24 protein-coding genes are annotated in these 22,031 nt (G+C 35.3%); 13 read left to right on the top strand and 11 right to left on the bottom strand.

What is annotated here, in order from left to right; translation table 11 throughout:
- Positions 1-18 precede the first annotated feature (18 nt).
- The 3 genes from ACFQ18_RS10230 (at position 19) to ACFQ18_RS10220 (ending at position 2,163) form a co-directional block, all read left to right on the top strand.
- Positions 19-477, top strand: a complete 459-nt coding sequence (locus tag ACFQ18_RS10230) for a DUF2269 family protein (RefSeq protein ID WP_204798281.1) — start codon at positions 19-21, stop codon at positions 475-477.
- An 880-nt stretch (positions 478-1,357) separates the two neighbouring features.
- Positions 1,358-1,630 (top strand): hypothetical protein, encoded by a 273-nt coding sequence (locus tag ACFQ18_RS10225; RefSeq protein ID WP_204798280.1) that lies wholly within the window; start codon positions 1,358-1,360, stop codon positions 1,628-1,630.
- Between the two features lie 56 nt (positions 1,631-1,686).
- Positions 1,687-2,163 carry a hypothetical protein gene (locus tag ACFQ18_RS10220; protein WP_379566288.1) on the top strand — a complete coding sequence of 159 codons (477 nt, stop codon included), beginning with the start codon at positions 1,687-1,689 and terminating at the stop codon, positions 2,161-2,163.
- A gap of 96 nt (positions 2,164-2,259) precedes the next feature.
- On the opposite strand, the gene ACFQ18_RS10215 is transcribed toward ACFQ18_RS10220, so the two are convergent.
- Complete coding sequence (locus ACFQ18_RS10215) at positions 2,260-3,267, bottom strand: D-alanyl-D-alanine carboxypeptidase family protein (RefSeq protein ID WP_204798278.1); 1,008 nt, start codon at positions 3,265-3,267, stop codon at positions 2,260-2,262.
- Positions 3,268-3,562: 295 nt separating this feature from the next.
- On the opposite strand from ACFQ18_RS10215, the gene ACFQ18_RS10210 reads away from it, so the two are divergent.
- Entirely contained in the window at positions 3,563-3,769 is a 207-nt protein-coding gene (locus tag ACFQ18_RS10210) for a hypothetical protein (protein WP_047184930.1), read from the top strand.
- Positions 3,770-4,005: 236 nt separating this feature from the next.
- On the opposite strand, the gene pepT is transcribed toward ACFQ18_RS10210, so the two are convergent.
- Positions 4,006-5,238, bottom strand: coding sequence for a peptidase T (gene pepT, locus ACFQ18_RS10205; protein WP_204798277.1), 1,233 nt, complete (start codon positions 5,236-5,238; stop codon positions 4,006-4,008).
- 125 nt (positions 5,239-5,363) lie between these two features.
- Between pepT and ACFQ18_RS10200 the strand changes: the two genes are divergently transcribed.
- Together ACFQ18_RS10200 and ACFQ18_RS10195 are read left to right on the top strand one after the other, a co-directional pair.
- Entirely contained in the window at positions 5,364-6,212 is an 849-nt protein-coding gene (locus ACFQ18_RS10200) for a sulfurtransferase (protein ID WP_052771691.1), read from the top strand.
- Between the two features lie 214 nt (positions 6,213-6,426).
- Entirely contained in the window at positions 6,427-7,251 is an 825-nt protein-coding gene (locus ACFQ18_RS10195) for an aldo/keto reductase (protein WP_047184933.1), read from the top strand.
- 62 nt (positions 7,252-7,313) lie between these two features.
- Here the strand turns inward: ACFQ18_RS10195 and ACFQ18_RS10190 are convergent, their stop codons facing one another.
- The gene (locus ACFQ18_RS10190) at positions 7,314-7,853 is read right to left on the bottom strand and encodes an HD domain-containing protein (RefSeq protein WP_204798276.1); all 540 of its coding nucleotides are present in this window, start codon (positions 7,851-7,853) and stop codon (positions 7,314-7,316) included.
- Positions 7,854-7,993: 140 nt separating this feature from the next.
- Here ACFQ18_RS10190 and fni point away from each other — a divergent pair, with 140 nt between their 5' ends.
- The 7 genes from fni to ACFQ18_RS10155 all read left to right on the top strand — a co-directional run bounded on the left by fni (position 7,994) and on the right by ACFQ18_RS10155 (position 15,231).
- Complete coding sequence (fni, locus tag ACFQ18_RS10185; RefSeq protein ID WP_204798275.1) at positions 7,994-9,043, top strand: type 2 isopentenyl-diphosphate Delta-isomerase; 1,050 nt, start codon at positions 7,994-7,996, stop codon at positions 9,041-9,043.
- A gap of 70 nt (positions 9,044-9,113) precedes the next feature.
- Positions 9,114-9,833, top strand: a complete 720-nt coding sequence (locus tag ACFQ18_RS10180) for a DsbA family oxidoreductase (RefSeq protein ID WP_204798274.1) — start codon at positions 9,114-9,116, stop codon at positions 9,831-9,833.
- 619 nt (positions 9,834-10,452) lie between these two features.
- The gene (locus ACFQ18_RS10175) at positions 10,453-11,406 is read left to right on the top strand and encodes an ABC transporter permease (RefSeq protein ID WP_204798273.1); all 954 of its coding nucleotides are present in this window, start codon (positions 10,453-10,455) and stop codon (positions 11,404-11,406) included.
- Positions 11,396-12,346, top strand: coding sequence for an iron chelate uptake ABC transporter family permease subunit (locus ACFQ18_RS10170; RefSeq protein WP_204798272.1), 951 nt, complete (start codon positions 11,396-11,398; stop codon positions 12,344-12,346). The genes ACFQ18_RS10175 and ACFQ18_RS10170 overlap by 11 nt, the downstream gene beginning before the upstream one ends.
- Positions 12,340-13,095 (top strand): iron ABC transporter ATP-binding protein, encoded by a 756-nt coding sequence (locus ACFQ18_RS10165; RefSeq protein WP_204798271.1) that lies wholly within the window; start codon positions 12,340-12,342, stop codon positions 13,093-13,095. Before ACFQ18_RS10170 ends, ACFQ18_RS10165 begins: the two co-directional genes overlap by 7 nt.
- A gap of 367 nt (positions 13,096-13,462) precedes the next feature.
- The gene (locus tag ACFQ18_RS10160; protein ID WP_204798270.1) at positions 13,463-14,419 is read left to right on the top strand and encodes a siderophore ABC transporter substrate-binding protein; all 957 of its coding nucleotides are present in this window, start codon (positions 13,463-13,465) and stop codon (positions 14,417-14,419) included.
- A gap of 122 nt (positions 14,420-14,541) precedes the next feature.
- Complete coding sequence (locus tag ACFQ18_RS10155) at positions 14,542-15,231, top strand: SurA N-terminal domain-containing protein (protein ID WP_204798269.1); 690 nt, start codon at positions 14,542-14,544, stop codon at positions 15,229-15,231.
- 37 nt (positions 15,232-15,268) lie between these two features.
- On the opposite strand, the gene hisIE is transcribed toward ACFQ18_RS10155, so the two are convergent.
- The 8 genes from hisIE to hisZ form a co-directional block, all read right to left on the bottom strand.
- Positions 15,269-15,910 (bottom strand): bifunctional phosphoribosyl-AMP cyclohydrolase/phosphoribosyl-ATP diphosphatase HisIE, encoded by a 642-nt coding sequence (gene hisIE / locus ACFQ18_RS10150; RefSeq protein ID WP_204798268.1) that lies wholly within the window; start codon positions 15,908-15,910, stop codon positions 15,269-15,271.
- Positions 15,911-15,914: 4 nt separating this feature from the next.
- Complete coding sequence (gene hisF, locus ACFQ18_RS10145) at positions 15,915-16,673, bottom strand: imidazole glycerol phosphate synthase subunit HisF (RefSeq protein ID WP_204798267.1); 759 nt, start codon at positions 16,671-16,673, stop codon at positions 15,915-15,917.
- Positions 16,663-17,385 carry a 1-(5-phosphoribosyl)-5-[(5-phosphoribosylamino)methylideneamino]imidazole-4-carboxamide isomerase gene (gene hisA, locus ACFQ18_RS10140; protein ID WP_204798266.1) on the bottom strand — a complete coding sequence of 241 codons (723 nt, stop codon included), beginning with the start codon at positions 17,383-17,385 and terminating at the stop codon, positions 16,663-16,665. The genes hisF and hisA overlap by 11 nt, the downstream gene beginning before the upstream one ends.
- On the bottom strand, positions 17,382-17,990 hold the full coding sequence (gene hisH, locus ACFQ18_RS10135; protein ID WP_204798265.1) for an imidazole glycerol phosphate synthase subunit HisH: 609 nt from the start codon (positions 17,988-17,990) through the stop codon (positions 17,382-17,384). The genes hisA and hisH overlap by 4 nt, the downstream gene beginning before the upstream one ends.
- 25 nt (positions 17,991-18,015) lie before the next feature.
- On the bottom strand, positions 18,016-18,600 hold the full coding sequence (gene hisB, locus ACFQ18_RS10130) for an imidazoleglycerol-phosphate dehydratase HisB (RefSeq protein WP_204798264.1): 585 nt from the start codon (positions 18,598-18,600) through the stop codon (positions 18,016-18,018).
- A 126-nt stretch (positions 18,601-18,726) separates the two neighbouring features.
- Complete coding sequence (hisD, locus tag ACFQ18_RS10125) at positions 18,727-20,010, bottom strand: histidinol dehydrogenase (RefSeq protein ID WP_204798263.1); 1,284 nt, start codon at positions 20,008-20,010, stop codon at positions 18,727-18,729.
- 5 nt (positions 20,011-20,015) lie between these two features.
- A complete protein-coding gene (hisG, locus tag ACFQ18_RS10120) occupies positions 20,016-20,642 on the bottom strand; it encodes an ATP phosphoribosyltransferase (protein ID WP_047184947.1) in 627 nt (208 codons plus the stop codon).
- The gene (gene hisZ / locus ACFQ18_RS10115) at positions 20,643-21,887 is read right to left on the bottom strand and encodes an ATP phosphoribosyltransferase regulatory subunit (RefSeq protein ID WP_047184948.1); all 1,245 of its coding nucleotides are present in this window, start codon (positions 21,885-21,887) and stop codon (positions 20,643-20,645) included.
- Between the last annotated feature and the right edge of the window lie 144 nt (positions 21,888-22,031).

The raw sequence follows: 22,031 nt of genomic DNA, 5'->3' as shown, positions 1-22,031 counted from the left end.
TAGGCAGGGGGGAGATTAATGACGTTCTATGAATTTCTTGTATTTATCCATATTTTTTCTGCTATTTTAGGCATGGGTCCTGGTTTTGTAATGACCTTTGTGGTGACAAGCTCAAACCCTAGTAATATGACAGAATTAAGACAGTCATTTGCCATCCGAAATAAATTGCATATTTTAACTATGGTAGGAGGGACATTACTTCTTATTACGGGAATATGGATGGGAATTTTGAATACATATTGGTTTTCACAAGGATGGTATATAACTAGTTTGTTCCTATTTTTGGTTGCACTAGCATTTGGACCAACTTTACTTAAATCAAGATCCAAACCTTTAAAAAAGCTACTTCGGGATTATAGAGGGGAGGATATTCCTGTAGAATATTATCAACTATCCAAAAGGCTTTTCTTTGTAGAACATATTGAAAATATTATTTTTCTTATTATTATTGCGTTGATGATATTAAAGCCGTTTTAAAGGGAGAAAGAGAAAAAACAGCAATTTGTTCTTTTGTGAGAGTGTAGGAAATGAATATAATAATATTGCCCTTGCAGATGTCTGTAGTGCGGCCTAAAAAAGTTTACCTGACCATTTAATAGATACATAAAGGAAGAGCCACTCCGTTGAGGGGCTGATATCCTGGAGTGATTGCTGATATCCTTATATATCAGCAAAGATCTTCAGTAGGATATCGGTACTCGTGCACCATATATCAGCAAACGCTAGCAGAATATCAGTACACGTGCACCATATATCAGCAAACGCTGGTGGGATATCAGTACAGTGCACCATATATCAGTAAACGCAGGCAGGATATCAGTACACGTGCACGATATATCAGCAAACGCAGGCGGGATATCAGTACTCATGCATTACATATCAGCATCCGCTGGCTAGATGCCTCTTTATGTTATCCAATACCATCTACGGATATTTCTTAACCTGTCTTTTTGTAGGGGATTAATGTGAAAGTTATGTTTCGTCTTTTTTCCAATTATATGGTTTCTGGAGCCATTGCACAAAAATAAATAGTAACATTGCAAAAATAGAGGATCCGATATTTTCCACCCATTGTATTGTGTCATTAAAAATAAATTGTTTTATTGTTAAAAAGAGAAAAACGCTGATAAGTACAGTAATATTGTAAATCATTATTATTTCACTCTCTTTCATTTAAAGGTTAATTACTTTATTACTTAACGGGGTACTCATTTAACTTTATCATATAAGTAATTAGAGTGAAAAGTTAGTATATTAATTTGAAAAAGTACATATTTTTAACATAGACCTCACCTGAAAATAAAATAATAAAATCAGGTGAGGTCTATTTATTGAGGTGATTTATATGAGAAGGATAATGAGGTTTTCAATAATTCTTACTTCACTATTTTTTATTACTGTATTAGTGTTTAATTTAAACAAAACTGAAACTGTCTCTTCATTAACAGAAAGTGGGGATAATTATTTATACATAAATTTTGTAGATAAACAATTAAATCAAATATTTTATCAATATGATCTAAACAAAAAGACAAATAAGGAATTACTTAGAGAAAAAATAACAGAGTATCCGACTGCAACCTATTCTAAATCAAATAATGAAGTGTTTTTTACACAATTTTGGATTTAGAAAAGAAAGAAATCTATAAATGGGACAATAAAAATAACGACATATCGGTGCGGATGATGGATTATAACCCTAACAATAAACAACTACGGGTAGTTACGAATTCAGTAAAAGAAGAGTATGAAAAAATTGATCAAGCTAATAAAAAGGGGGTTGACCCTGTACCACCTGTTTTTACTTTTTCTATCTATAATATAAATGGGCAAAAAGTAAAGGATATAACAACTAGCAATACCTTCCTTACAGGTGCATCTCTATCTTCGGATGGAAAGAGCATACTGATTAGTTATTTTAATAATCACGAAGAGTTAATTTCCCATGTAGCAACAATTGATATAGCAACCGATAAAGTAACCGTGCTCTTAAAAGACTCAGAAATAGGTATACGAGAACCTGAATATAACAAAGATAAAAGTGGATTTTATTTCTTATCTGACCTAGATAAAGGAATAGTACTTAGTGATGAGGACCCTAATAAAGTAACTATAAACTTCTACGATATTAGAAAAAAGGAAATTACACAAATCTGGTCTTAAGTCGATGGTGATGTTGTGAATTTTGCTGTGGAAAACCAATAATTAAAGATCAATTTGGAAATAGTAAAGAAAAAATCCTGTTCAATTGAGCAGGATTTAATTCTTTAATATATATTCTTCTAACGTTAAATTATTTTCCATGATTTCTTTTGCGGCTTTTTCGCCAACATATCGTAAGTGCCAAGGTTCATATTGATATTTTGTAATATCTTCTTTTCCTTCAGGGTAGCGGATAATAAAGCCATATTCTGCAGCATGTTCCTTTATCCATTTACCTTCAGGTGTTTCACCAAATTCGATAATTAAATCAAAGTTAACCTCTGGACTAGTAACATCCATCGTTAGTCCGGATTGATGTTCACTTTCTCCAGGTCGTGCACTAAATATATTCGCTTCTTTTTCACCATCTTTTTCTACATTGGAAGCAAAAATGGCCTTCTGTCGATCATAGGAACGATAACCGGATTGAGCATATAGCTCTAGTTCCTCTTTTTCAGCTGCTTTAAACATTTTTTCTAAAGCATCAGCAGCCACTTTGCGCATTTGTTTCTTTGGTAGTTCTTCTGTAAAAGGAAAACGAACATTTGGTGTTACTAAGTCTTCAGGTTCATAGCTTTCCGGTAATGCAAATTCTTTATTAACAACAGCCAACACATCATATGGATTGGATAAAATTTTCGCATCTGACTCATCTGAAGTGGCTTCCTCGGCAAAAGGTAATCCTTTACCAGGTTCCACCGATTTATCTTCTTTTAAAAATTGGTTCATCATTTGTTCCGTGTCTTCATCATAAACTCCAGTGGCCATTAATTCTTCATTTTGTAATTGGAAGTCTGTAATTGCCCAAGTGGTAGTTTCGTCATAGATACCGTTCACTTCTAAATCATACCCAACTTTGTTTAAAGCTTGTTGAAGAAGTTTCACCTGTTTACCTTCATCCATCTTTTGGAGAAAAGCATCCGGAGCAGACGTGATATTATTTGTTGATGTTTCAACAGCCTCATTATCCTTCTTGCTATTAGGATTTGTACTAGAAGTAGAAGAGCATGCGGAAAGAAAAACAACTACTATAATAGAGAATAATAAAGCTTTGTTTTTAAACATGATAACTTCCCCTTTAAAAAAATAAGTTTCACTCTATTTTCTCACAGAAAGGGGAGTGCAACAATAGTGAATAAAAATCTCGGAATATTTTAGTAAAAGGCAAAAGTGCAAGCGCCCTTATAGGCTAAGAACGCAACGTCCTGTTGCAACGCCTGTACTCACACATCCTTTGCTTCGTAGCGATGTGTGGAGTATTGCGATTCTTGTTTCTCCTTCCTTCATAGGCAACAATCATATCAATTAAATAGTGAGTTATGTTAAAATGTTGTAATTATTAATAAGAGGAGATTGATTCATGATATCAAAGAAATTAAATGAAAATAATATCAGAATAAATATTTCTCGAACAATAATTACATTAGCTCTGATTTTTAGCATATATACTTTCTTTGGCAAGGAACAAATTGGAGCTAAGTTGCTTTCGGTTGGTGGTTTTATTGGATTCCTGTTTTTATTAATTATGTCATTTAAGTCGTCATCAAAATCAAAAGGGCAAAAATGAATTTAATGGAAATTACTTCTAAAAAGGTGGAAAATCCCTTTTCTTAATTATGTAAAAGTACCTTATTTTCAAATTCAAGAAAAATAGTAAGGCTCCCTACAAGGGGGTCAGCCTTAGGCAGAAGTAATCCACCAGAGCCGTTAACTCAAGGGTGGATTATTTTTTTGGTTAAATGACAGTACTGCAACATTCAAACTTGAAAAAGCTACAGCGAACATCCAAATCGAATCACTCGATTAATTTCTTTCCTCAAATAATCTACATATCTCAACAATAACCTTTGTAGCCTTTTCCATATTATCTATAGAAATATATTCGTATTTACCGTGGAAGTTTTCCCCGCCGGTAAAAATATTTGGAGTTGGGAGTCCCATGTAGGAAAGCTGAGAACCATCTGTACCACCACGAACCGGTTCGATAATCGGTTTGATATTTAAATTTTTCATGGCGTCTTCAGCTAAGTCAACAATTTCTTTGACTGGTTCAATTTTGTCGCGCATATTATAGTATTGATCTTTTAATTCTAAAGAAACGCTGTCCTCACCGTGTTTTTCTTTGATTTCTTGAACATAGGATTTAACTGTCTTTTTACGCGCTTCAAATTTGTTTCGGTCATGATCACGAATGATATAGTACACTTCGGTATGTTCCACATCACCATTAATGGATATAAGGTGGTAAAAACCTTCGTAGCCTTCTGTGTATTCAGGAGCTTCTTTTTCCGGAAACTTCTTAATGAAATCGGCAGCAAGCTTAGCGGAATTTATCATTTTATTTTTCGCTGTTCCGGGATGGACGTTATTTCCTTTAAATGTAACCTTAGCACTCGCTGCGTTAAAGCTTTCGTATTGTAATTCCCCTAATGGTCCTCCATCGATTGTGTATGCAAAGGCGGCATCAAATCGTGGAACATTGAATTTATGAGGCCCTCTGCCAATTTCCTCATCCGGGGTAAAAGCAATACGAATTCTTCCATGTTCTATTTCTGGATGTTGGATTAAATAATTCATCGCGGTCATAATCTCAGCTATTCCCGCTTTATTATCTGCTCCTAAGAGAGTTGTGCCGTCCGTAGTTATTAACGTATGACCTTTATAACTAGGTAATTCTGGAAATTCTTTTGCGGATAACACGACGTTTTTTTCTTTATTTAAAACGATATCCTCGCCGTCAAAGTTTTCGATGACTTGGGGTTTTACGTCTTTGCCTGTAAAATCTGTAGCCGTATCAACATGTGCTAAAAATCCAATCGTTGGAATATTTTTATTCGTGTTAGAAGGGAGCGTTGCCATTAAATAACCATTTTCATCAATTTCGACTTCTGTCATTCCGATATTCTTCAATTCCTCAGACAATAATTCTGCAAGTTTTAATTGGCCGGGTGTAGATGGAGTTGTGTTTGAATTTTCATTAGATTGGGTATCCACTTTTACATAGGAAGTAAATCGTTTGATCAATTCATCTTTCATTTTCTTAGCTCCTTTATTTAGATTCTTATTCGTATCATATCAAAGTTGGAAATCATTTTGAAATAATGAAGGAAATACATTTCATTTGTCGTATACATAGAAAGAGATTAATTGGAGGGATCACTATGTCATTTTTAATTGGTGTTGATGAACTAAAAGAAAGAATGATAAATAAAACGGAAAGTACTGTCATTGTGGATGTACGTTTCGTGTTAACGGATCCAGATGCTGGAAGAAAATTGTATTTAAATGAGCATATTCCCGGTGCAGTTTATTTGGACCTGAATCGCGATCTAGCTAGCAAAGCTGCAAAGCACGGTGGTGCACACCCACTCCCAGACATGGAATTGTTTGCAGCTAAAATGGGGAATATTGGTATTGATCACGAAACTACGGTCGTTATATATGATGAAGAAAATGACATGTTTGCAGCAAGAATGTGGTGGTTGTTACATTATCTAGGACATGAAAAAGCATATATTTTAGAAGGTGGTTATAAGAAATGGGTTGAAGAGGGGAATCCTGTAACTGCGGAACTTCCTTCATTAAAAAGAAAACAGTTTGAGCCCAAAATTCGTAGTAACGAAGTAGTCTCCATGAAGGATGTAAAAGAGAGGGTAGAAAACAAGAAAGCAATTTTAATTGACTCACGAGATAAGGAAAGGTATTTAGGTATTAGGGAACCGCTATATAGCAAAGCAGGTCATATTCCCGGCGCAGTAAATTATTTTTGGAAAGACGTTCTTAATTCCGATGGTTCATGGAAAAACAAAGAACAGCTCGCTAAACATTTTTCATCTTTACCAAAGGATAAGGAAATTATTGTTTCCTGCGGTTCAGGTGTCTCGGCTTGTCCCAATATCGTAGCGCTTAAGTCCCTTGGTTATGAAAATATTAAATTATATCCAGGTAGTTTTAGTGATTGGATTTCTTATGATGAAAATGACATTGAATTGGATGAGAGCACGTTGTGACACATGCCCGCGAATTCGTTAATCGGTGTGAATAATTCGGTGATCGATGATAACGCCGATGAGAAGCGGAACAAAACAATAATGAGCTTGTTCCGCTTCTCAAACGAGTGAATTCGTTACCAATCTTTTTCGAAATCTAAAATAGGGATTACTTCTTAATAATAATCGAATTTGATATGATTAATATATCTTAATTAGGAAGGGTGTTAATAATATGATAGATGTTACATTAAATAATGGTCTTAAAATGCCGCAATTGGGATTTGGAGTTTGGAAAATTCCGGATGAAGAAGCGACGGTTGCTGTGGAAAATGCATTCGAAGCGGGATACCGTTCTATCGATACTGCTAAAGTTTATGGAAATGAAGTGGGTGTAGGCAAAGCGATTGCTAATAGTAGCATTCCAAGAGAAGAATTATTTATAACAACGAAGGTTTGGAATACTGATCATGGATACGAAAATACACTTAAGGCATTTGATGCAAGCCTTGAAAGATTAGGCCTTGATTATGTTGATTTGTATTTAATACATTGGCCAACGCCGAAGTTTGATCAATACGTTGAGACGTATCAAGCACTTGAAAAGCTCTATAAGGATGGTCGTGTAAAAGCAATTGGTGTTTGTAATTTTGATATGGAGCATTTAGAGCGTATTTTAAATGAGTGTGAAGTAGTTCCAGTTATCAATCAGGTCGAATGCCATCCATACTTACAACAAAAAGAATTGAAAGCATTTTGTGAACAACATCAAATTAAGTTAGAAGCATATAGCCCACTTATGAATGGACGAGATATTCTACAAGATGAAGTAATCAAAGGGCTTGCGGAGCAATATGGTAAGACTCCTGCACAAATCATCTTACGTTGGCACTTACAAACAGGTGCTGTTGTGATACCGAAATCTGTTACGCCATCTCGGATTGAGGAAAATATCAATGTGTTCGACTTTGAATTGACCGAATCTGATATGGGTAAAATTGCAGAGTTAGATAGAAATCTTAGAATTAATAAAAACCCTAGTGAATTTAATGATAGATAAGATAAATACCAGATGGACGTAAAGTTTCATCTGGTATTTTAAATGCCTTCCACATCTTTAAGTTACTGAAAAAAACTCTTCACCGCTTCTTCGTACTCCCAAAAGTAATCAGGAATATCCTCTTTATCCAATCCAACAAACATATTTTTAACGATCGATTCGTTGTACCATTTTTGTTTTTCATAACCAGCATTAAAATTCTTCCAAATTCGATCACCTTGTTCTTGTAAATCTGTTTCAAGACCGAGTAAATTATCTAATTTATCTGCTACAATGAGATATTTTACCTCCTTACTGGCGGCTTTAACCGTATCAATTGTATGTTGCTTGCGCTCTTGCCAAGGTTTCGTTTTGTCTTCTGTGTGGGCTGCGACTAACTGTGCAACCACTGGACCGAATGCCTTTTCGATATCATTTATCGTATAGGGAGTGTCTTCCGCTACATCATGGAGGAATCCGGCGCATATTAGTTCATCATTAAAGCCCGCTTCCTGCAATCTTTTAGCTACTCTTATTGGATGTGTAACATAGGGGGTATCAGAATTTTTGCGTTTTTGATCTTTGTGCGCATTTATAGCGAATGTTTTTGCCTTTTCAATCAAATGAAACACTCCCTTGTAAGATGATTTTATATTTAGTATATAGTAATCATAAGAAAAGTCCTATTTTCTTTCAATTTTTTTCGTTAATGGGTAAACTAATATCAACTACTATTATACATAATGTGGAGGTACCTATCAGTATGGAAAGAGGCATTAACCAAAGGAAGACCGAGCATATTCGCTTATGTTTGACGAGGGATGTGGAAGGGGTTAACAAATCTACAGGCCTTGAGGGAATTGATTTTATACATAATGCGTTACCAGAAATTAACTTTCATGATATCGAAATAAATACGAGCTTTTTGGGAAAAGATCTAAGAACGCCATTTTTAGTTAGTTCGATGACAGGTGGTTCGGAATTAGCTACGATCATCAATCAGAATCTTGCTCGTGCTGCTGAGGAAAAAGGTTGGACTATGGCAATCGGATCTACTAGAGCAATGCTTGAGAGCAACGCACATAAAGAATCCTTTCTCATAAAAGAATATGCACCAAATGTACCACTCATTGTAAATTTAGGTGCAGTGCAATTAAATTATGGGTATGGAGCGGAAGAGGCACAGCGAATTGTAGATTTAACGAATGCAGATTCCATTGTCCTTCATTTAAATAGTTTACAGGAGGTTGTACAAGATGGGGGAGACCTCAACTTTGAAAATCTACTTCCAAAAATTGAGGAACTTTGCAAAGTAGTAAACGTTCCAGTTGGGGCAAAAGAAGTCGGATTTGGTATTGACGGAACGGTAGCGGAAAAACTATATAATGCGGGTATATCCTATATTGATGTTGCAGGTGCTGGTGGAACATCTTGGAGCCAAGTTGAAAAATTACGTTCTAAAGATCCATTAAGAAGAGCGGCTGCAGAAGCATTTAATAGTTGGGGGATTCCGACGAAGGATTGTATCGTTTCTGTTCGAAGTAAGTTACCAGATGTTCCACTAGTCTCAAGTGGAGGAATGAAAACAGGGATGGATGCTGCTAAGGCAATTACGATAGGAGCGGATATTATTGGTTTTGCCCGTCACTTATTAAAATCTGCTACGGAATCAACGGAAGAAGTACTAAAGACAATGGAACAAATTGAAATGGAATTAAAAATGACCATGTTCGGTATCGGTGTAAAAAACTTAGATGATCTAAAAAATACGAAGCGTGTTCAAATTATGGGTAAATCTTTATTAGATGAATAAAGAGGATAGGCACATCGTTTTTTTATCAAGTATAGCTGTGCTACAATATTTGAATAAGGCGGTGGATGGTATGAAAATTGAAGTTTGGTCTGACTTTGTTTGTCCATTTTGCTATATTGGTAAAAGAAGACTGGAACATGCGCTGGAGAACTTTGAAAACAAAGATAAAGTTGTTGTGGAATATAAGAGTTATCAATTAGATCCAAATGCAAAGCACATTCCGGGTAAAGACTTCTATCAAACATTTTCGGAATTAAAAGGTATACCATTGGAACAAGTGAAGACGATGAACCATCAAGTTGGTGAGCAAGCAAAAGCTGTTGGTTTAACTTATAATTTTGATACGATGAAGTACGCAAACACTTTTGATGCACATCGTGTTGCAAAATGTGCAGAAGAAAAAGGAAAAGGAAAGGAAGTTACAGAACGCTTCCTTCATGCTTATTTCACGGAATCTAAATTAATGAGTGATTTTGAAACCCTTATTTCTCTAGCCGAGGAAGTTGGATTAGACAAAGAAGAAGTAAGGGATGTATTAGAATCTAATCGTTATGCTAGAGCGGTTCGTGAAGATATAAATGTGGCCCGTCAAATAGGTGTACAAGGTGTGCCATTCTTTGTGTTTAACGAAAAATACGCTGTTTCTGGTGCGCAACCTGAAGAAGTATTTACACAAGTATTAAATCAAGTATGGGAAGAAGAACGTGAAAAACCCATCTTACAATCGTTAAATCCTAGTAAATCAGAAACATCGTATTGTACGGATGAAGGATGCAATATTGAAAAGTAAGGAACAAAGGCGGAAGCGCCCGTTTAGCGACGTACGGACTGGACTGAGCCGTAGGAGATAAAGGAAACACGACGAACGTAGTGAGTCGATGTTGACTTATCGTACGGAGGTGAAGGAAGTCTCGCTAGTCGCTGGGCGCTGGAGCTGGACGTAAAACACTTAAAAACATGCTACCTAAAGTGAACTGGTAGCATGTTTTTTAGTTTCCATATTTTTAAGGCTAGTTGTTATTGACTACGCCTACAAATCTGTTATACTTATAGTTGAGAAGCTAATTGATAATGAATCTCATTCTTAATTAGAATGTATAAAAGGTAATAATTATTCTTATTAGTGGTTCAAAAAGGAGGATGAAAAGGACCGAGCAGTTCGAGGCGGCGTAGCTTTGAGTACCGGAACGTATGCAGTTAATACGTGAGCAGACGCTCTTGCACGCCGGAAAAGTGGTTTTCTTTTCCAAGGAACGGAAAAGCAAGCATTCGTGAGAAATGCGAAGTGTCATTTTCACCGGACTTTTTGAAAAACCTCTATTAGCACTATGAAAATAATGAAAATATTATTGGGGAAGTATAAAACTACCGCTAAATTCGCGGGAGAATTATACAGAGAAGGACATTTTATGAAGATACGATACTTAGTATTTACAGTAATTATATTTTCAGTGACATCTCTATTCATTGGTGTTACCGATATTACACCATCATCTCTTCTTAATTTAAGTGAAGAACAACAACAGGTATTGTTTGTGAGTAGAATCCCGCGTTTGATTAGTATTATCATTGCTGGTGCTAGTATGAGTATTGTTGGTTTAATTATGCAGCAGTTAAGTAGAAATAAATTTGTTTCACCAACAACAGCGGGTACGATGGACTCAGCAAGACTAGGTATCCTTGTATCGATGATGGTCTTTACATCAGCTGCTCCATTTCTGAAAATGCTTGTATCTTTTGTTTTTGCACTAGCAGGTACATTCATCTTTATGAAGATACTTGACAAGATTAAATTTAAAGATGCCATATTCATCCCATTAGTAGGGTTGATGTTTGGTAATATAATTAGTTCTGTTTCCATGTTTTTTGCTTATCAAAATGATCTCATTCAAAATATGTCTTCCTGGATGCAAGGAGACTTTTCCATGATTATGAGTGGAAATTATGAAATGATGTATGTAAGTATTCCTGGTTTGATATTAGCATATATCTTTGCTAACAAATTTACTATCGCGGGAATGGGGGAGGACTTTTCAAAGAACTTAGGTCTGAATTATCGTCAAGTCGTGAACCTAGGACTCTCGATTAGTGCATTGGTTACTTCGTCAGTTGTATTGACGGTCGGTGTTATTCCATTTCTCGGACTAATCATCCCGAATATTGTAACCATTTACCAAGGAGATCATTTAAAGAATACGTTAGCTCACACAGCTTTGCTAGGTGCTGTTTTTGTTCTATTTTGCGATATAATAGGTAGGATCATTATTTATCCGTATGAGATTCCGATTAGTTTAACAGTTGGAGTTATCGGAAGTGGAATCTTTATCTACCTACTTCTAAGGAGAAAGAAATATGGGCTATAAGAAAAAAACCGTAATCCTAGCCATTATCGCATTAGCACTAGCATGTTTGTATATATTTTATGATTTACATGGAAACATTGGCTATATTTTGCCAAGAAGAACTATTAAACTGATTGCTATTATTATAACGGGTGGAGCAATTGCTTTTTCCACTACTATATTCATGACAATAACGAATAACAGAATTCTAACACCAAGTGTATTAGGGCTAGATTCTTTATATTTATTATTACAAACCGTTATTATATTTATATTTGGCTCCAATTCAATTGTCATGATGGAAAGTAGTATTAATTATTTAATTTCCATTGTATTGATGGTTTTATTTTCCTTATTACTTTACCAATTTCTTTTTAAAGGTGAGCAGAATAATATTTACTTCCTATTATTGATAGGTATGATATTAGGAACCTTTTTCAATAGCTTTACTGATTTTATGCAAGTACTTATTGACCCAAATGAATTTATGGTCGCACAGGATGCAATGTTTGCAAGTATTAACAATGTTCATACAGACTTAGTTTGGTTGTCTGTTGTGCTTATCGGATTAGTTTTAATTTACTTTTCACGTTTTTATAAATACATGGATGTTTTATCCTTGGGAAAAGATCATGCTGTGAATTTAGGCGTTCCTTATGATTATGTTGTAAAGCGATTATTAATCGTTGTTGCAATACTTATTTCCGTAGCTACAGCACTAACAGGGCCAATTACTTTCCTAGGATTACTCGTAGTAAACGTAACGTATGAAATGATGAAGACTTTCCGTCATTTATACATACTTCTAGGGAGTGTATTCCTTAGCATCATAGCTTTAGTTGGTGGTCAATTTATAGTTGAGAAAATATTTACGTTTAACACAACGTTAAGTGTCATTATTAATTTTGTAGGTGGCGTGTACTTTATATATCTTTTGTTAAAGGAGAATAGATCATGGTAGATTTGAAAAATGTATTCAAAGCATATAATAATAAGCCGGTAATTGAAGATGTTTCTTTAACGATCGAAAAGGGAACCATTACTTCATTTATTGGCCCGAATGGTGCAGGGAAAAGTACGTTAATTTCTATGATCAGTCGATTAATTGCAAAGGATAATGGGGATATTACGATTGATGGAAAAGATATTTTTCAAGCGAAAAATAATGATCTTGCTAAGAAAATATCTATTCTGAAACAAACGAATTCTGTTAATTTAAAATTAACAGTTCGGGAGCTTGTTTCCTTTGGACGCTTCCCATACTCACAAGGGAAGTTAACGAAGGAAGACTGGGGTAAAGTAGACGAAGCAATTGAATATATGGAACTTCAAGATATGCAGGACAAATTTTTAGAAGAATTAAGTGGTGGTCAAAGGCAACGAGCACATATTGCAATGGTTATTGCCCAAGATACGGAATATATTCTTCTAGATGAGCCACTAAATAATTTAGATATGCGTGCATCTACTCAAATAATGAAGACTTTACGTAAACTTGTGGATGAAATGAATAAAACGATATTAATTGTTATTCACGATATAAATTTTGCTTCTTGTTATTCTGATAACATCGTCGCGTTAAAGGACGGAAAGGTAATGAAGCAAGGTAGAGCTTGTGATGTTATTGATAAATGTGTTCTTAGAGATTTGTATGATATGGATATTGATATTAAAGAAATTGATAATCGTCGAATTTGCGTTTATTTCTAAGCAGTAGGAAGGTTTTTCCTTTCTTACTGCAATTCTTAAACTTTAAATGAAATGCTGCATGCGATGTATAAAAAGTGAATGTAACTCGTTTTTTAAAGATAAAAAAATCCCATATAATGTCATGGAAAAAAACAATGACATTATACAGGAAACTAACCTAATATAATTGTAACTTACTTTTTTGTTTACGTAAACAGATAAAGCTTTTATAACTTCTATATGACTGACAGGTGCAACAGAAGCATTCGTAAAGGCCTAACGAATGCCAAGTTTTCTAAAGCGCTCAGATCATAAGAATAGTGTACATACCTTTTTATATAACATGCAGCATGGATTTAAAAAATATAATAGAAAAAGGGGAAGTAGTATGAAAAAGACCATTTATGTTCTTTTCATTGCAGCTATTTTACTATTTACTGCCGCATGTGGTTCAACGCAGAAAGATGAAAGTGGCTCAGATGCGCAGAAGGAGAATACATCACCAGAAACAATTACCGTTAAACATGAATTGGGTGAAACAGAAGTACCAAAGAATCCGCAAAAAGTTGTTGTCTTTGACTTTGGGATTTTAGATACACTAGATCAATTAGGTGTTAATGTCGCTGGAATACCAAAATCGGGCACTATTCCTAGTTATTTAGAGGATTATGCTTCTGACGAGTATGAAAATGTAGGAAGTTTAAAGGAACCAGATTTTGAAAAGATTGCTGAAATAAACCCTGATTTAATTATTATTTCCGGTCGTCAAGCAGAGTTATATGATCAGTTTTCAGAAATTGCACCAACGATTCATCTTGGTGTAGACACAACGAGATACATGGATTCTTTTAAAGAAAATATGAATATGGTTGGTGAAATTTTTGACAAGCAAGAAGAAATAGAAAGTGGACTTGCAGATATTGACAAATCCATTGACGCATTACATGAAAAGGCTACTGAAAGTGATAAGAATGCTCTTATTATACTAGCAAATGATGATAAAATAAGCGCATATGGAACAAAATCTCGCTTTGGACTCATTCATGATGTATTTGGTGTAAGGCCAGTCGATGAATCTATCGAAGCTTCTACACATGGAATGAACGTCTCGTTTGAATATGTAATGGAACAAGACCCTGATTTATTATATGTCATTGACAGGGGAGCAGTTGTTGGTGGGGAATCCTCCGCAAAACAACTTGTAGAGAATCAACTTGTAGAAAATACAAAAGCTTACAAAAATGACAATATCTATTATCTTGATCCAGACTACTGGTATTTATCAGGTGGAGGACTTCAATCTGTAGCAGAAATGGTTAAAGAAATAGACGCAACGATAAAATAATTTAACAGGATGGGGATGATATATAACTCCCCATCCTATTTTTGCTTTATGCGGAACTACTTGAAAAAACGCCGTAACTTATGTTTGAATGGAGTAAGACGAAGAAAAAGTGAGGGAATGCCATGACTAAAAAAGGGCTAGTTTTATTTATTTCTTGCTTATTATTTTTAGCTGCATGTGGAAATAGTGATAAAAAAGAGGAAAAAGAAACAGAAGAAGCGGCACAAGAACAACCGGAATTTACGGATGAAGAAATAGTAAATGATAAGACTCCTGTTGTGAATGTAGATGGACAAGAGTTAGAAGGTAAAAAATATAATCAAGTATATAGACAAATCAAAACAATCATGTACGAGAATGGTCAGGATGTTAGTGATTTAGATGTGATAAAAGAAAGGACACTAACGGCTCTTATTGAACAGGAATTAATTAATCAAGAAGCGTCAGAGAAGGGGATTGAAGTTAAAGAAGAAGAGGCAAGCAAAGAGTTGGAATCAATCAAGAAAGAAACTGGAGATCAGTTTTCTACTATCTTGGAACAACTTAATATGAATGAAAAAGACTTTGAACACCAACTATTAGAAGATTTAACAACAGAAAAATATATGAACCATGAATTTGATGTTGAAGTTACAGACAAAGAAGTAGAGGAATATTACAAACAATTAAAAGAGAAAAATAAAGAAATCCCTGAGCTAGAAGAAGTAAAGGATAATATTAAATCATTCCTTCATACGGAAAAGCAAAGAGAACAACTGAAATCTCGATTAACAGAACTAAAAGAAAAAACGAAGATCGAGGAGCTTATATAATACTATAGAAAAAACATCTCATTAGGAGATGTTTTTTCTATAGTTTATTTTTCTTATCTGTTTCTACGTGTCGATTCTTTAATTCGTCTTTAATATCTCTAATAGACACATGGAGTAACTCCATTAGAACAAGCGTATGGTATGTTAAATCTGCAATTTCATTTGTTATTTCTTGTTTATCATTATTTTTCGCGCCGATAATTACTTCGGTTGATTCTTCGCCAATTTTCTTGAGGATTTTATCTAATCCTTCGTTGAATAAATAATTTGTATAGGAACCATCTATAGGATTTTCACGACGTTCTTTTATTTTCGCCACAACTTGAGGAATGATATCCTGCGATGGGGCTTCGTTCTCATATAAATCATTGTGGAAGCAAGTTTCTTCTCCTTTATGACATGCAGGGCCAAGCGGTGTTACTTGAACTAAGAGAGCATCTGCGTCACAATCATAACTTATTTTATTGATTTTTTGTTTATTACCTGAAGTTTCTCCTTTATTCCAAAGTTCTTGTCTACTGCGTGAGAAGAACCATGTTTCGTTTGTTTCTATTGTTTTTTGTAGGGATTCTCTATTCATATAAGCTAATGTTAATACGTTTCCGGTCCCGGCATCTTGAACGATTGCTGGAATAAGTCCATTTTGGTCAAAGGATAAGTTCTCGATGTTTATTTCCACTAGTTTACCTCCTAACAGTAATATTTTCTTTATCTAAATAAGCTTTTAGTTTGGGTATAGGAATTTCCTCGTAGTGGAATACAGATGCTGCTAAAGCTGCGTCAGCATTGGCTTCCTTCAGTACGGTTGAAAAATGCTCAAGTGTACCAGCGCCACCGCTAGCAACAATTGGAATATTAACAGCATCAGCAATAGCTTTGGTTAATTCTAAGTTATAACCATTTTTCTCTCCATCCGTATCAATCGCATTCACAACGATTTCGCCGGCTCCTAGCTCTTCGCCTTTTTTCGCCCATTCTACTGCATCGATACCTGTATATTTGCGTCCGCCATTAATGACTACTTCCCATTTTCCTGATGCCGTTTCTTTTGCATCGATAGAAAGTACAATACATTGGTTGCCAAACTTTGCTGCTGCTTCTCGAATTAATTCGGGATTGCTAATGGCAGCGCTGTTGATCGAAACCTTTTCAGCGCCTGAACGTAAGACGCTATTGATATCGTCAATTGAGCGAATACCTCCACCAACTGCAAAGGGAATAGATATTTCGCGAGCAACCTTTTCCACAACATCTAGAAAAATATCTCTTTCTTCGTTGGAGGCAGTAATATCATAGAATACTAATTCATCGGCCCCGGCGTCATTGTAGCGTTTTGCTAGTTCAACAGGATCTGCGACATCTTGAATATCTTTAAATTTTTTCCCCTTTACAACACGGCCTTTATCAACGTCTAAGCATGGGATGATACGTTTAGCTAACACTACTGTCCGCCTCCAATGCTTCTTCAAATTTCAACGTGCCATCATATAATGCTTTACCGATAATGGCACCATACATATTTAGATCACCTAATCTTTGAATGTCTTCTTTTGTTGATACCCCACCAGAGGCGATTACATCCATTGTTGTAATTTCATTAATAGTTTGAAGTTCCTCGAAGTTAGGTCCTTTTAACATTCCATCTTTTAGAATATCGGTGTAAACGATAGTCTTCACACCGATAGATTCCAATTCTTTTACTAGGTCTGTAGCTTTTATATTGCTTCCTCTTGTCCAACCATCTGTTGCTACAAAACCATTTCTTGCATCGATAGACACTGCAATTCTATCACCGTATGTAGATACAGCTTCATTTAAAAACTCCTTATGATTAATGGCAGCTGTTCCAATAATGACACGGTTCACTCCAGCAGTTATGTATTTCTCGATTACTTCCATAGAGCGAATTCCTCCACCTACTTGAACAGGAATATTTACTAGATCTGCAATGGATTTAATGACAGATTGATTCATAGAATCCCCGGTCTTGGCACCATCTAAGTCAACCACATGTAAGAATTTTGCTCCCTTTTCTTGCCATGCTTGTGCCATCTTTTCTGGAGCGTCACTGTATACCTTCTCTTGGTTATAATCTCCTTGTGTTAGGCGGACACATTTTCCACCACGAATATCTATTGCTGGAAACAAGATCATGAAATCATCTCCTCGTAATTTTTTAATAATTGAAGCCCAACATCACCACTTTTTTCGGGGTGGAATTGCATACCTGTCACATTTCCTTTTTGTACAATCGCTGGGATTGTTATTCCGTATTGGGAACTTGATACAAGGGTATCTTTTTCATAATTACCGCCAATTGCATAGGAATGAACAAAGTATACAAAGGGGTCCTCAGAAATGTTATGAAATAAAGGACTCTCTTGATGCTTCTGTATGGTATTCCAACCCATATGAGGCACTTTAACAATATCAGGAATTCGATTGACACTTCCTTTTAGTAAACCAATCCCTTCCCATTCCCCATCTTCATAACTAGTTTCATAAAATAATTGCATCCCAAGACATATACCTAAAATTGGCTTTCCATTAATAACTTCTTTGCGAATAACCTCAGTCATTCCTAATTCATTTAAAGAGGCGATAGCATCTTTAAATGCGCCTACACCAGGAAGAATAATGGAGCTTGCGTTTTTAATTGTTTCGGGATCTTTTGTTAATACAGATTCTATTTTTAATTTATTTAATGCAAATTGTAAACTTTTAATATTTCCGGCATCGTAGTCGATGATTGCAATCAAAATGTTTTCCCCCTTGTTCTAGTGGTTACAATGAGCCTTTTGTAGATGGGATCCCTTGAATACGAGGGTTCTTCCATGTTGCTTGATCAAGGCAACGACCAAATCCTTTAAAAATAGATTCAATCATATGGTGTGTATTGTCGCCGTATGCAAGATTAATGTGCAAGGTTACTTTAGCATTACTAGCAAAAGCTTGAAAAAACTCTTGTACGAGTTCCGTATCGAAATTCCCTACTTTGTCTTTAAGACCTTCCACATTAAAAACGAGGTAAGCACGTCCGCTAATATCGATCGATACCGTTGATAGGGCCTCATCCATTGGAGTAGTAACTGTCGCATAACGAGTTATTCCTTCCTTTGTCCCTAATGATTCCAAAAACGCCTGTCCCAAAGCTATACCAATATCTTCAACTGTATGATGTTGATCAACCTGTAAATCACCATGACATTTCACGTCTAGGTCAAATAATCCATGCTTTGTCATAAGAATAAGCATATGATCGAAGAATCCTACACCTGACTCAATATTTGGTTTTCCAGTTCCATCAATATTTAATTCTAAATGAATATCTGTCTCACTTGTTTTTCTAGATATTTTTGCACTACGCATTTGGATGTTCCTTTCTTATTGTTATAGGTTGTTCAAAAAGTCCGGTGAAAATGACACTTCGCATTTCTTCGTTGGCTTGCTTTTCCGCTGCTCAAAGCTACGCCGCCTCGAACTGCTCGGTCCTTTTCATCCTCCTTTTTGATCACGTATTGCTATAGAATTTGCATGGGCAGTAAATCCTTCCACATTTGCAATGTTTGTGATTTTGTTCGTTGCTTCTAATAATGCTTCCTGTGAATAGTGAATAATACTTGATTTTTTCACAAAGTCATATACACCTAATGGAGAAGCAAATCTCGCTGTACCACTAGTAGGAAGTGTATGATTTGGACCAGCAAAATAATCTCCTAATGGTTCTGGTGAATAATTACCTAAGAAAATGGCTCCTGCATGTTTTACTTTATTAACCTTTTCGGTTGGGTTTTGAATCATTAATTGTAAATGTTCTGGGGCAATTTCATTAACCACCTTGAATGCATCATCTTCATTATTTGCAACAATAATTCGACCGTTTTGTTCTATTGATTTTTCCGTAATTGCTTTTCTTTCGAGTGTTTCAAGTTGTTTTTCTATCTCTATCTTAATTTCTTCCGCTAATTCCTTATTTGTAGTTACACAAATGGCGCTGGCTGATTCATCATGTTCTGCTTGAGAAAGTAAGTCTGCAGCGACATAATTTACTGGGGCAGATTTATCTGCAACTACACAAATTTCACTAGGCCCTGCAATCATATCAATGGCAACATCTCCGTATACCCATTTTTTCGCTCTTGCAACAAAGGCATTTCCCGGACCAACTATTTTATCTACTTTTTCAATCGATTCCGTTCCATAAGCTAATGCGGCAATGGCTTGTGCACCACCAACTTTATAAATACTAGTCACACCAACTTCCTCTGCAGCAACAAGTACATATGGACTGATTTTGCCATTTTGTTGAGGTGGTGTTGTAATAACGATTTTTTCCACACCAGCTATCTGTGCTGGGATTACATCCATTAAAATAGAAGAAGGGTATGCAGCTTTTCCTCCAGGGATATAAACGCCTACTTTTTCAAGTGGAGTTACTTTTTGGCCTAATACGATCCCATTTTCCTTTTCCATAAACCATGATTGTTCTTTTTGAGCCTCGTGGAAAGTACGAATATTTTGTTTTGCTTCTTGAATTGCTTCGATAAACGATGTATCTACTTTTTCTCTAGCTTCTTTGAATTCTGATTCCGAAACGAGCAAGCTATCCAGTTTAACGTTATCAAAATGCTCCGTATAACGGAATAAAGCGGTATCCTTATCTTTCCTTACTTGTGTAATGATATCTAAAACTATATTGTCTAGTTGCTTTTCGTTTATCTGTGTGGAGGTGGTGTTTTTTTTCTCCGTGAAAAACTCCCCGGATGTTATTATTTTCATCTATATCACTCCATAGCTGATTTTAATTGATTAATAAAATTCTGAACTTCTGTTGCCTTTGTTGCAAAACTAGCTTTATTAACGATTAATCTTGTACTAATATTTTCAATATCTTCTAATACTACCAGCCCGTTTTCTTTTAGAGTGCTACCCGTTTCAACAATATCAACGATGTAATCAGATAACCCAATAATAGGTGCTAATTCTACTGACCCATTTAATTTCACTATTTCAATTGCTTGGTCTTTTGTTTGAAAATGCTTCTTTGTTACATTTGGATATTTAGTAGCAATAGTTAACTTCTGATTATTTTTTATTTCATGATTCGGTTTTCCAGCAACAGAAAACTTACATGTTCCTATTTTCAAATCAAGTAGTTCATAAACATCGGCTTGAGATTCCATAATGTTATCTTTCCCGACAATCCCGATGTCTGCTGCTCCTTTTTCTACATATGTAGGAACGTCTAGTGCTTTAACGAAAATGACCTTCATGGATTGGTTTTCATTATAAAATACAAGTTTTCTGCTGTCCTCATGTAATTCAACAAAATGCTCTCCGGTTTTTTCTAACAATTCTATGGTGCTTTTAGCCGGTCTTCCTTTTGCAAGTGCTAGTGTAATAGGTTCCAATTATAGCTCCTCCTTCTGTAACAAGGACATTAGCTCTTCCTGATTGGAAAAAGATTGTTTCGTTCCTTGACCATATAATAGATAAGCTTCAGAAGAAAATCGGGCAGTGAACTTCGCCTCTAAGTTATTATTAATCATGTCGCTACTAGTAGAGTAGGTAAGTACCTGATATCCATAGTCGCGTAGAAGATATGCTGAGCGAAGTGCTTCTGTTTGTACTTCTTGATCGTACTGAATAATCATATCCGCCACCGCCCCAAGATTATTGGTTAGTCCTTGTTGTTGCAATGCGTGAATTAATAAATCTACCTCAAAGGCAAATCCAATAGCTGGATTAGGTTGACCGAATTGTTCACTTAAATGATCATATCTACCACCCATTAATACAGGCTTACCTACACTGTCTACAAATCCTTGGAATATAACCCCTGAGTAATAGTTCATATTATTAATAAGGCCAAGGTTTAAAACAATGGAGTTTTCTTCTCCGTATGCTTTTAATAATTCATAAATATCAATAAGATTTTGCAGAATCGATTGCATGGATTCATTTTGGATAATGGATTTTGCCTGTTCCATAACTACTTCCGGGTCTCCATAAAGCATTGGGATGGATTGAATGGCCTTTCTTACATCTTCCTTGATATCCAATTGTGTTAGAAATGGTTCTATTTCAATTGAATTTTTTGAGTGAACGAGTGATTGCAAAGCATCTAACTGATGTGAAGTTAATGTTGTTTGCTGAATCAATTCTTTAAAAAACCCGGCGTGCCCAACCTCTAATTTAAAATTTCGAAAACCTAAATCTTTTAATGTGTGTATAGCCATCATAATGATTTCGGAATCAGTTTCGGCTGATTGGTTACCAAAACACTCCACACCAGCCTGTGTACTTTCCTTTTGATCTGCCTGTTCTTTAGACTGGCGGAACACATCTAATACATAGAATACGCGTTGATTATCTTGATGAAGACCATTTAATGTTGTCATTCGATTTAATGGAATCGTAACATCTGGCCTTAGCACTAATACTTTCCCTGAAGAATCAATTACTTTAATCATCTCATCCTTATTTACGGTTCCAATAATATTCGAGTACATGTCATAGGATTCAAATGTTGATGTTCGAACTTGTTTATATCCATAGGTAGAAAATCTGTTTTTTAAGCTTTGAATAAGTTCATCCCTTATTTGAAAGTCTTTTACATTTGTATTTTTATTGTTATCCATCACGTATCTCTGCATGAAGAATTCTCCTTTTCGTTAAAGGTTTTAACAAACTACAGTTCAACTGTTATACAATTTGAAAAAAATATATATTCCAAAAGCTTTATCGCTTTATTACTTTATCTAATTAAAGTTATATTGTATTATAAAGAAGATAAGAAT

Source organism: Oceanobacillus caeni, from assembly GCF_042678465.1.
In the GTDB taxonomy this organism is placed as follows: domain Bacteria; phylum Bacillota; class Bacilli; order Bacillales; family Amphibacillaceae; genus Oceanobacillus; species Oceanobacillus caeni.
The sequence above is the reverse complement of the archived record's forward strand: the minus strand, read 5'-3'. Positions and strand labels throughout refer to the sequence as shown.

Excerpts from the sequence above, each read along its gene's own strand:
- hisD (WP_204798263.1), bottom strand. The coding sequence starts at position 20,010 with ATGAAAATAATAACATCCGGGGAGTTTTTCACGGAGAAAAAAAACACC.
- ACFQ18_RS10155 (WP_204798269.1), top strand. The coding sequence starts at position 14,542 with ATGACTAAAAAAGGGCTAGTTTTATTTATTTCTTGCTTATTATTTTTA.
- ACFQ18_RS10165 (WP_204798271.1), top strand. The coding sequence starts at position 12,340 with ATGGTAGATTTGAAAAATGTATTCAAAGCATATAATAATAAGCCGGTA.
- ACFQ18_RS10170 (WP_204798272.1), top strand. The coding sequence starts at position 11,396 with ATGGGCTATAAGAAAAAAACCGTAATCCTAGCCATTATCGCATTAGCA.
- ACFQ18_RS10215 (WP_204798278.1), bottom strand. The coding sequence starts at position 3,267 with ATGTTTAAAAACAAAGCTTTATTATTCTCTATTATAGTAGTTGTTTTT.
- ACFQ18_RS10225 (WP_204798280.1), top strand. The coding sequence starts at position 1,358 with ATGAGGTTTTCAATAATTCTTACTTCACTATTTTTTATTACTGTATTA.
- ACFQ18_RS10230 (WP_204798281.1), top strand. The coding sequence starts at position 19 with ATGACGTTCTATGAATTTCTTGTATTTATCCATATTTTTTCTGCTATT.
- pepT (WP_204798277.1), bottom strand. The coding sequence starts at position 5,238 with ATGAAAGATGAATTGATCAAACGATTTACTTCCTATGTAAAAGTGGAT.
- hisB (WP_204798264.1), bottom strand. The coding sequence starts at position 18,600 with ATGCGTAGTGCAAAAATATCTAGAAAAACAAGTGAGACAGATATTCAT.
- ACFQ18_RS10180 (WP_204798274.1), top strand. The coding sequence starts at position 9,114 with ATGAAAATTGAAGTTTGGTCTGACTTTGTTTGTCCATTTTGCTATATT.
- ACFQ18_RS10175 (WP_204798273.1), top strand. The coding sequence starts at position 10,453 with ATGAAGATACGATACTTAGTATTTACAGTAATTATATTTTCAGTGACA.
- ACFQ18_RS10160 (WP_204798270.1), top strand. The coding sequence starts at position 13,463 with ATGAAAAAGACCATTTATGTTCTTTTCATTGCAGCTATTTTACTATTT.
- ACFQ18_RS10200 (WP_052771691.1), top strand. The coding sequence starts at position 5,364 with ATGTCATTTTTAATTGGTGTTGATGAACTAAAAGAAAGAATGATAAAT.
- fni (WP_204798275.1), top strand. The coding sequence starts at position 7,994 with ATGGAAAGAGGCATTAACCAAAGGAAGACCGAGCATATTCGCTTATGT.
- ACFQ18_RS10220 (WP_379566288.1), top strand. The coding sequence starts at position 1,687 with ATGGATTATAACCCTAACAATAAACAACTACGGGTAGTTACGAATTCA.
- ACFQ18_RS10195 (WP_047184933.1), top strand. The coding sequence starts at position 6,427 with ATGATAGATGTTACATTAAATAATGGTCTTAAAATGCCGCAATTGGGA.
- hisA (WP_204798266.1), bottom strand. The coding sequence starts at position 17,385 with ATGATCTTGTTTCCAGCAATAGATATTCGTGGTGGAAAATGTGTCCGC.
- hisZ (WP_047184948.1), bottom strand. The coding sequence starts at position 21,887 with ATGCAGAGATACGTGATGGATAACAATAAAAATACAAATGTAAAAGAC.
- ACFQ18_RS10210 (WP_047184930.1), top strand. The coding sequence starts at position 3,563 with ATGATATCAAAGAAATTAAATGAAAATAATATCAGAATAAATATTTCT.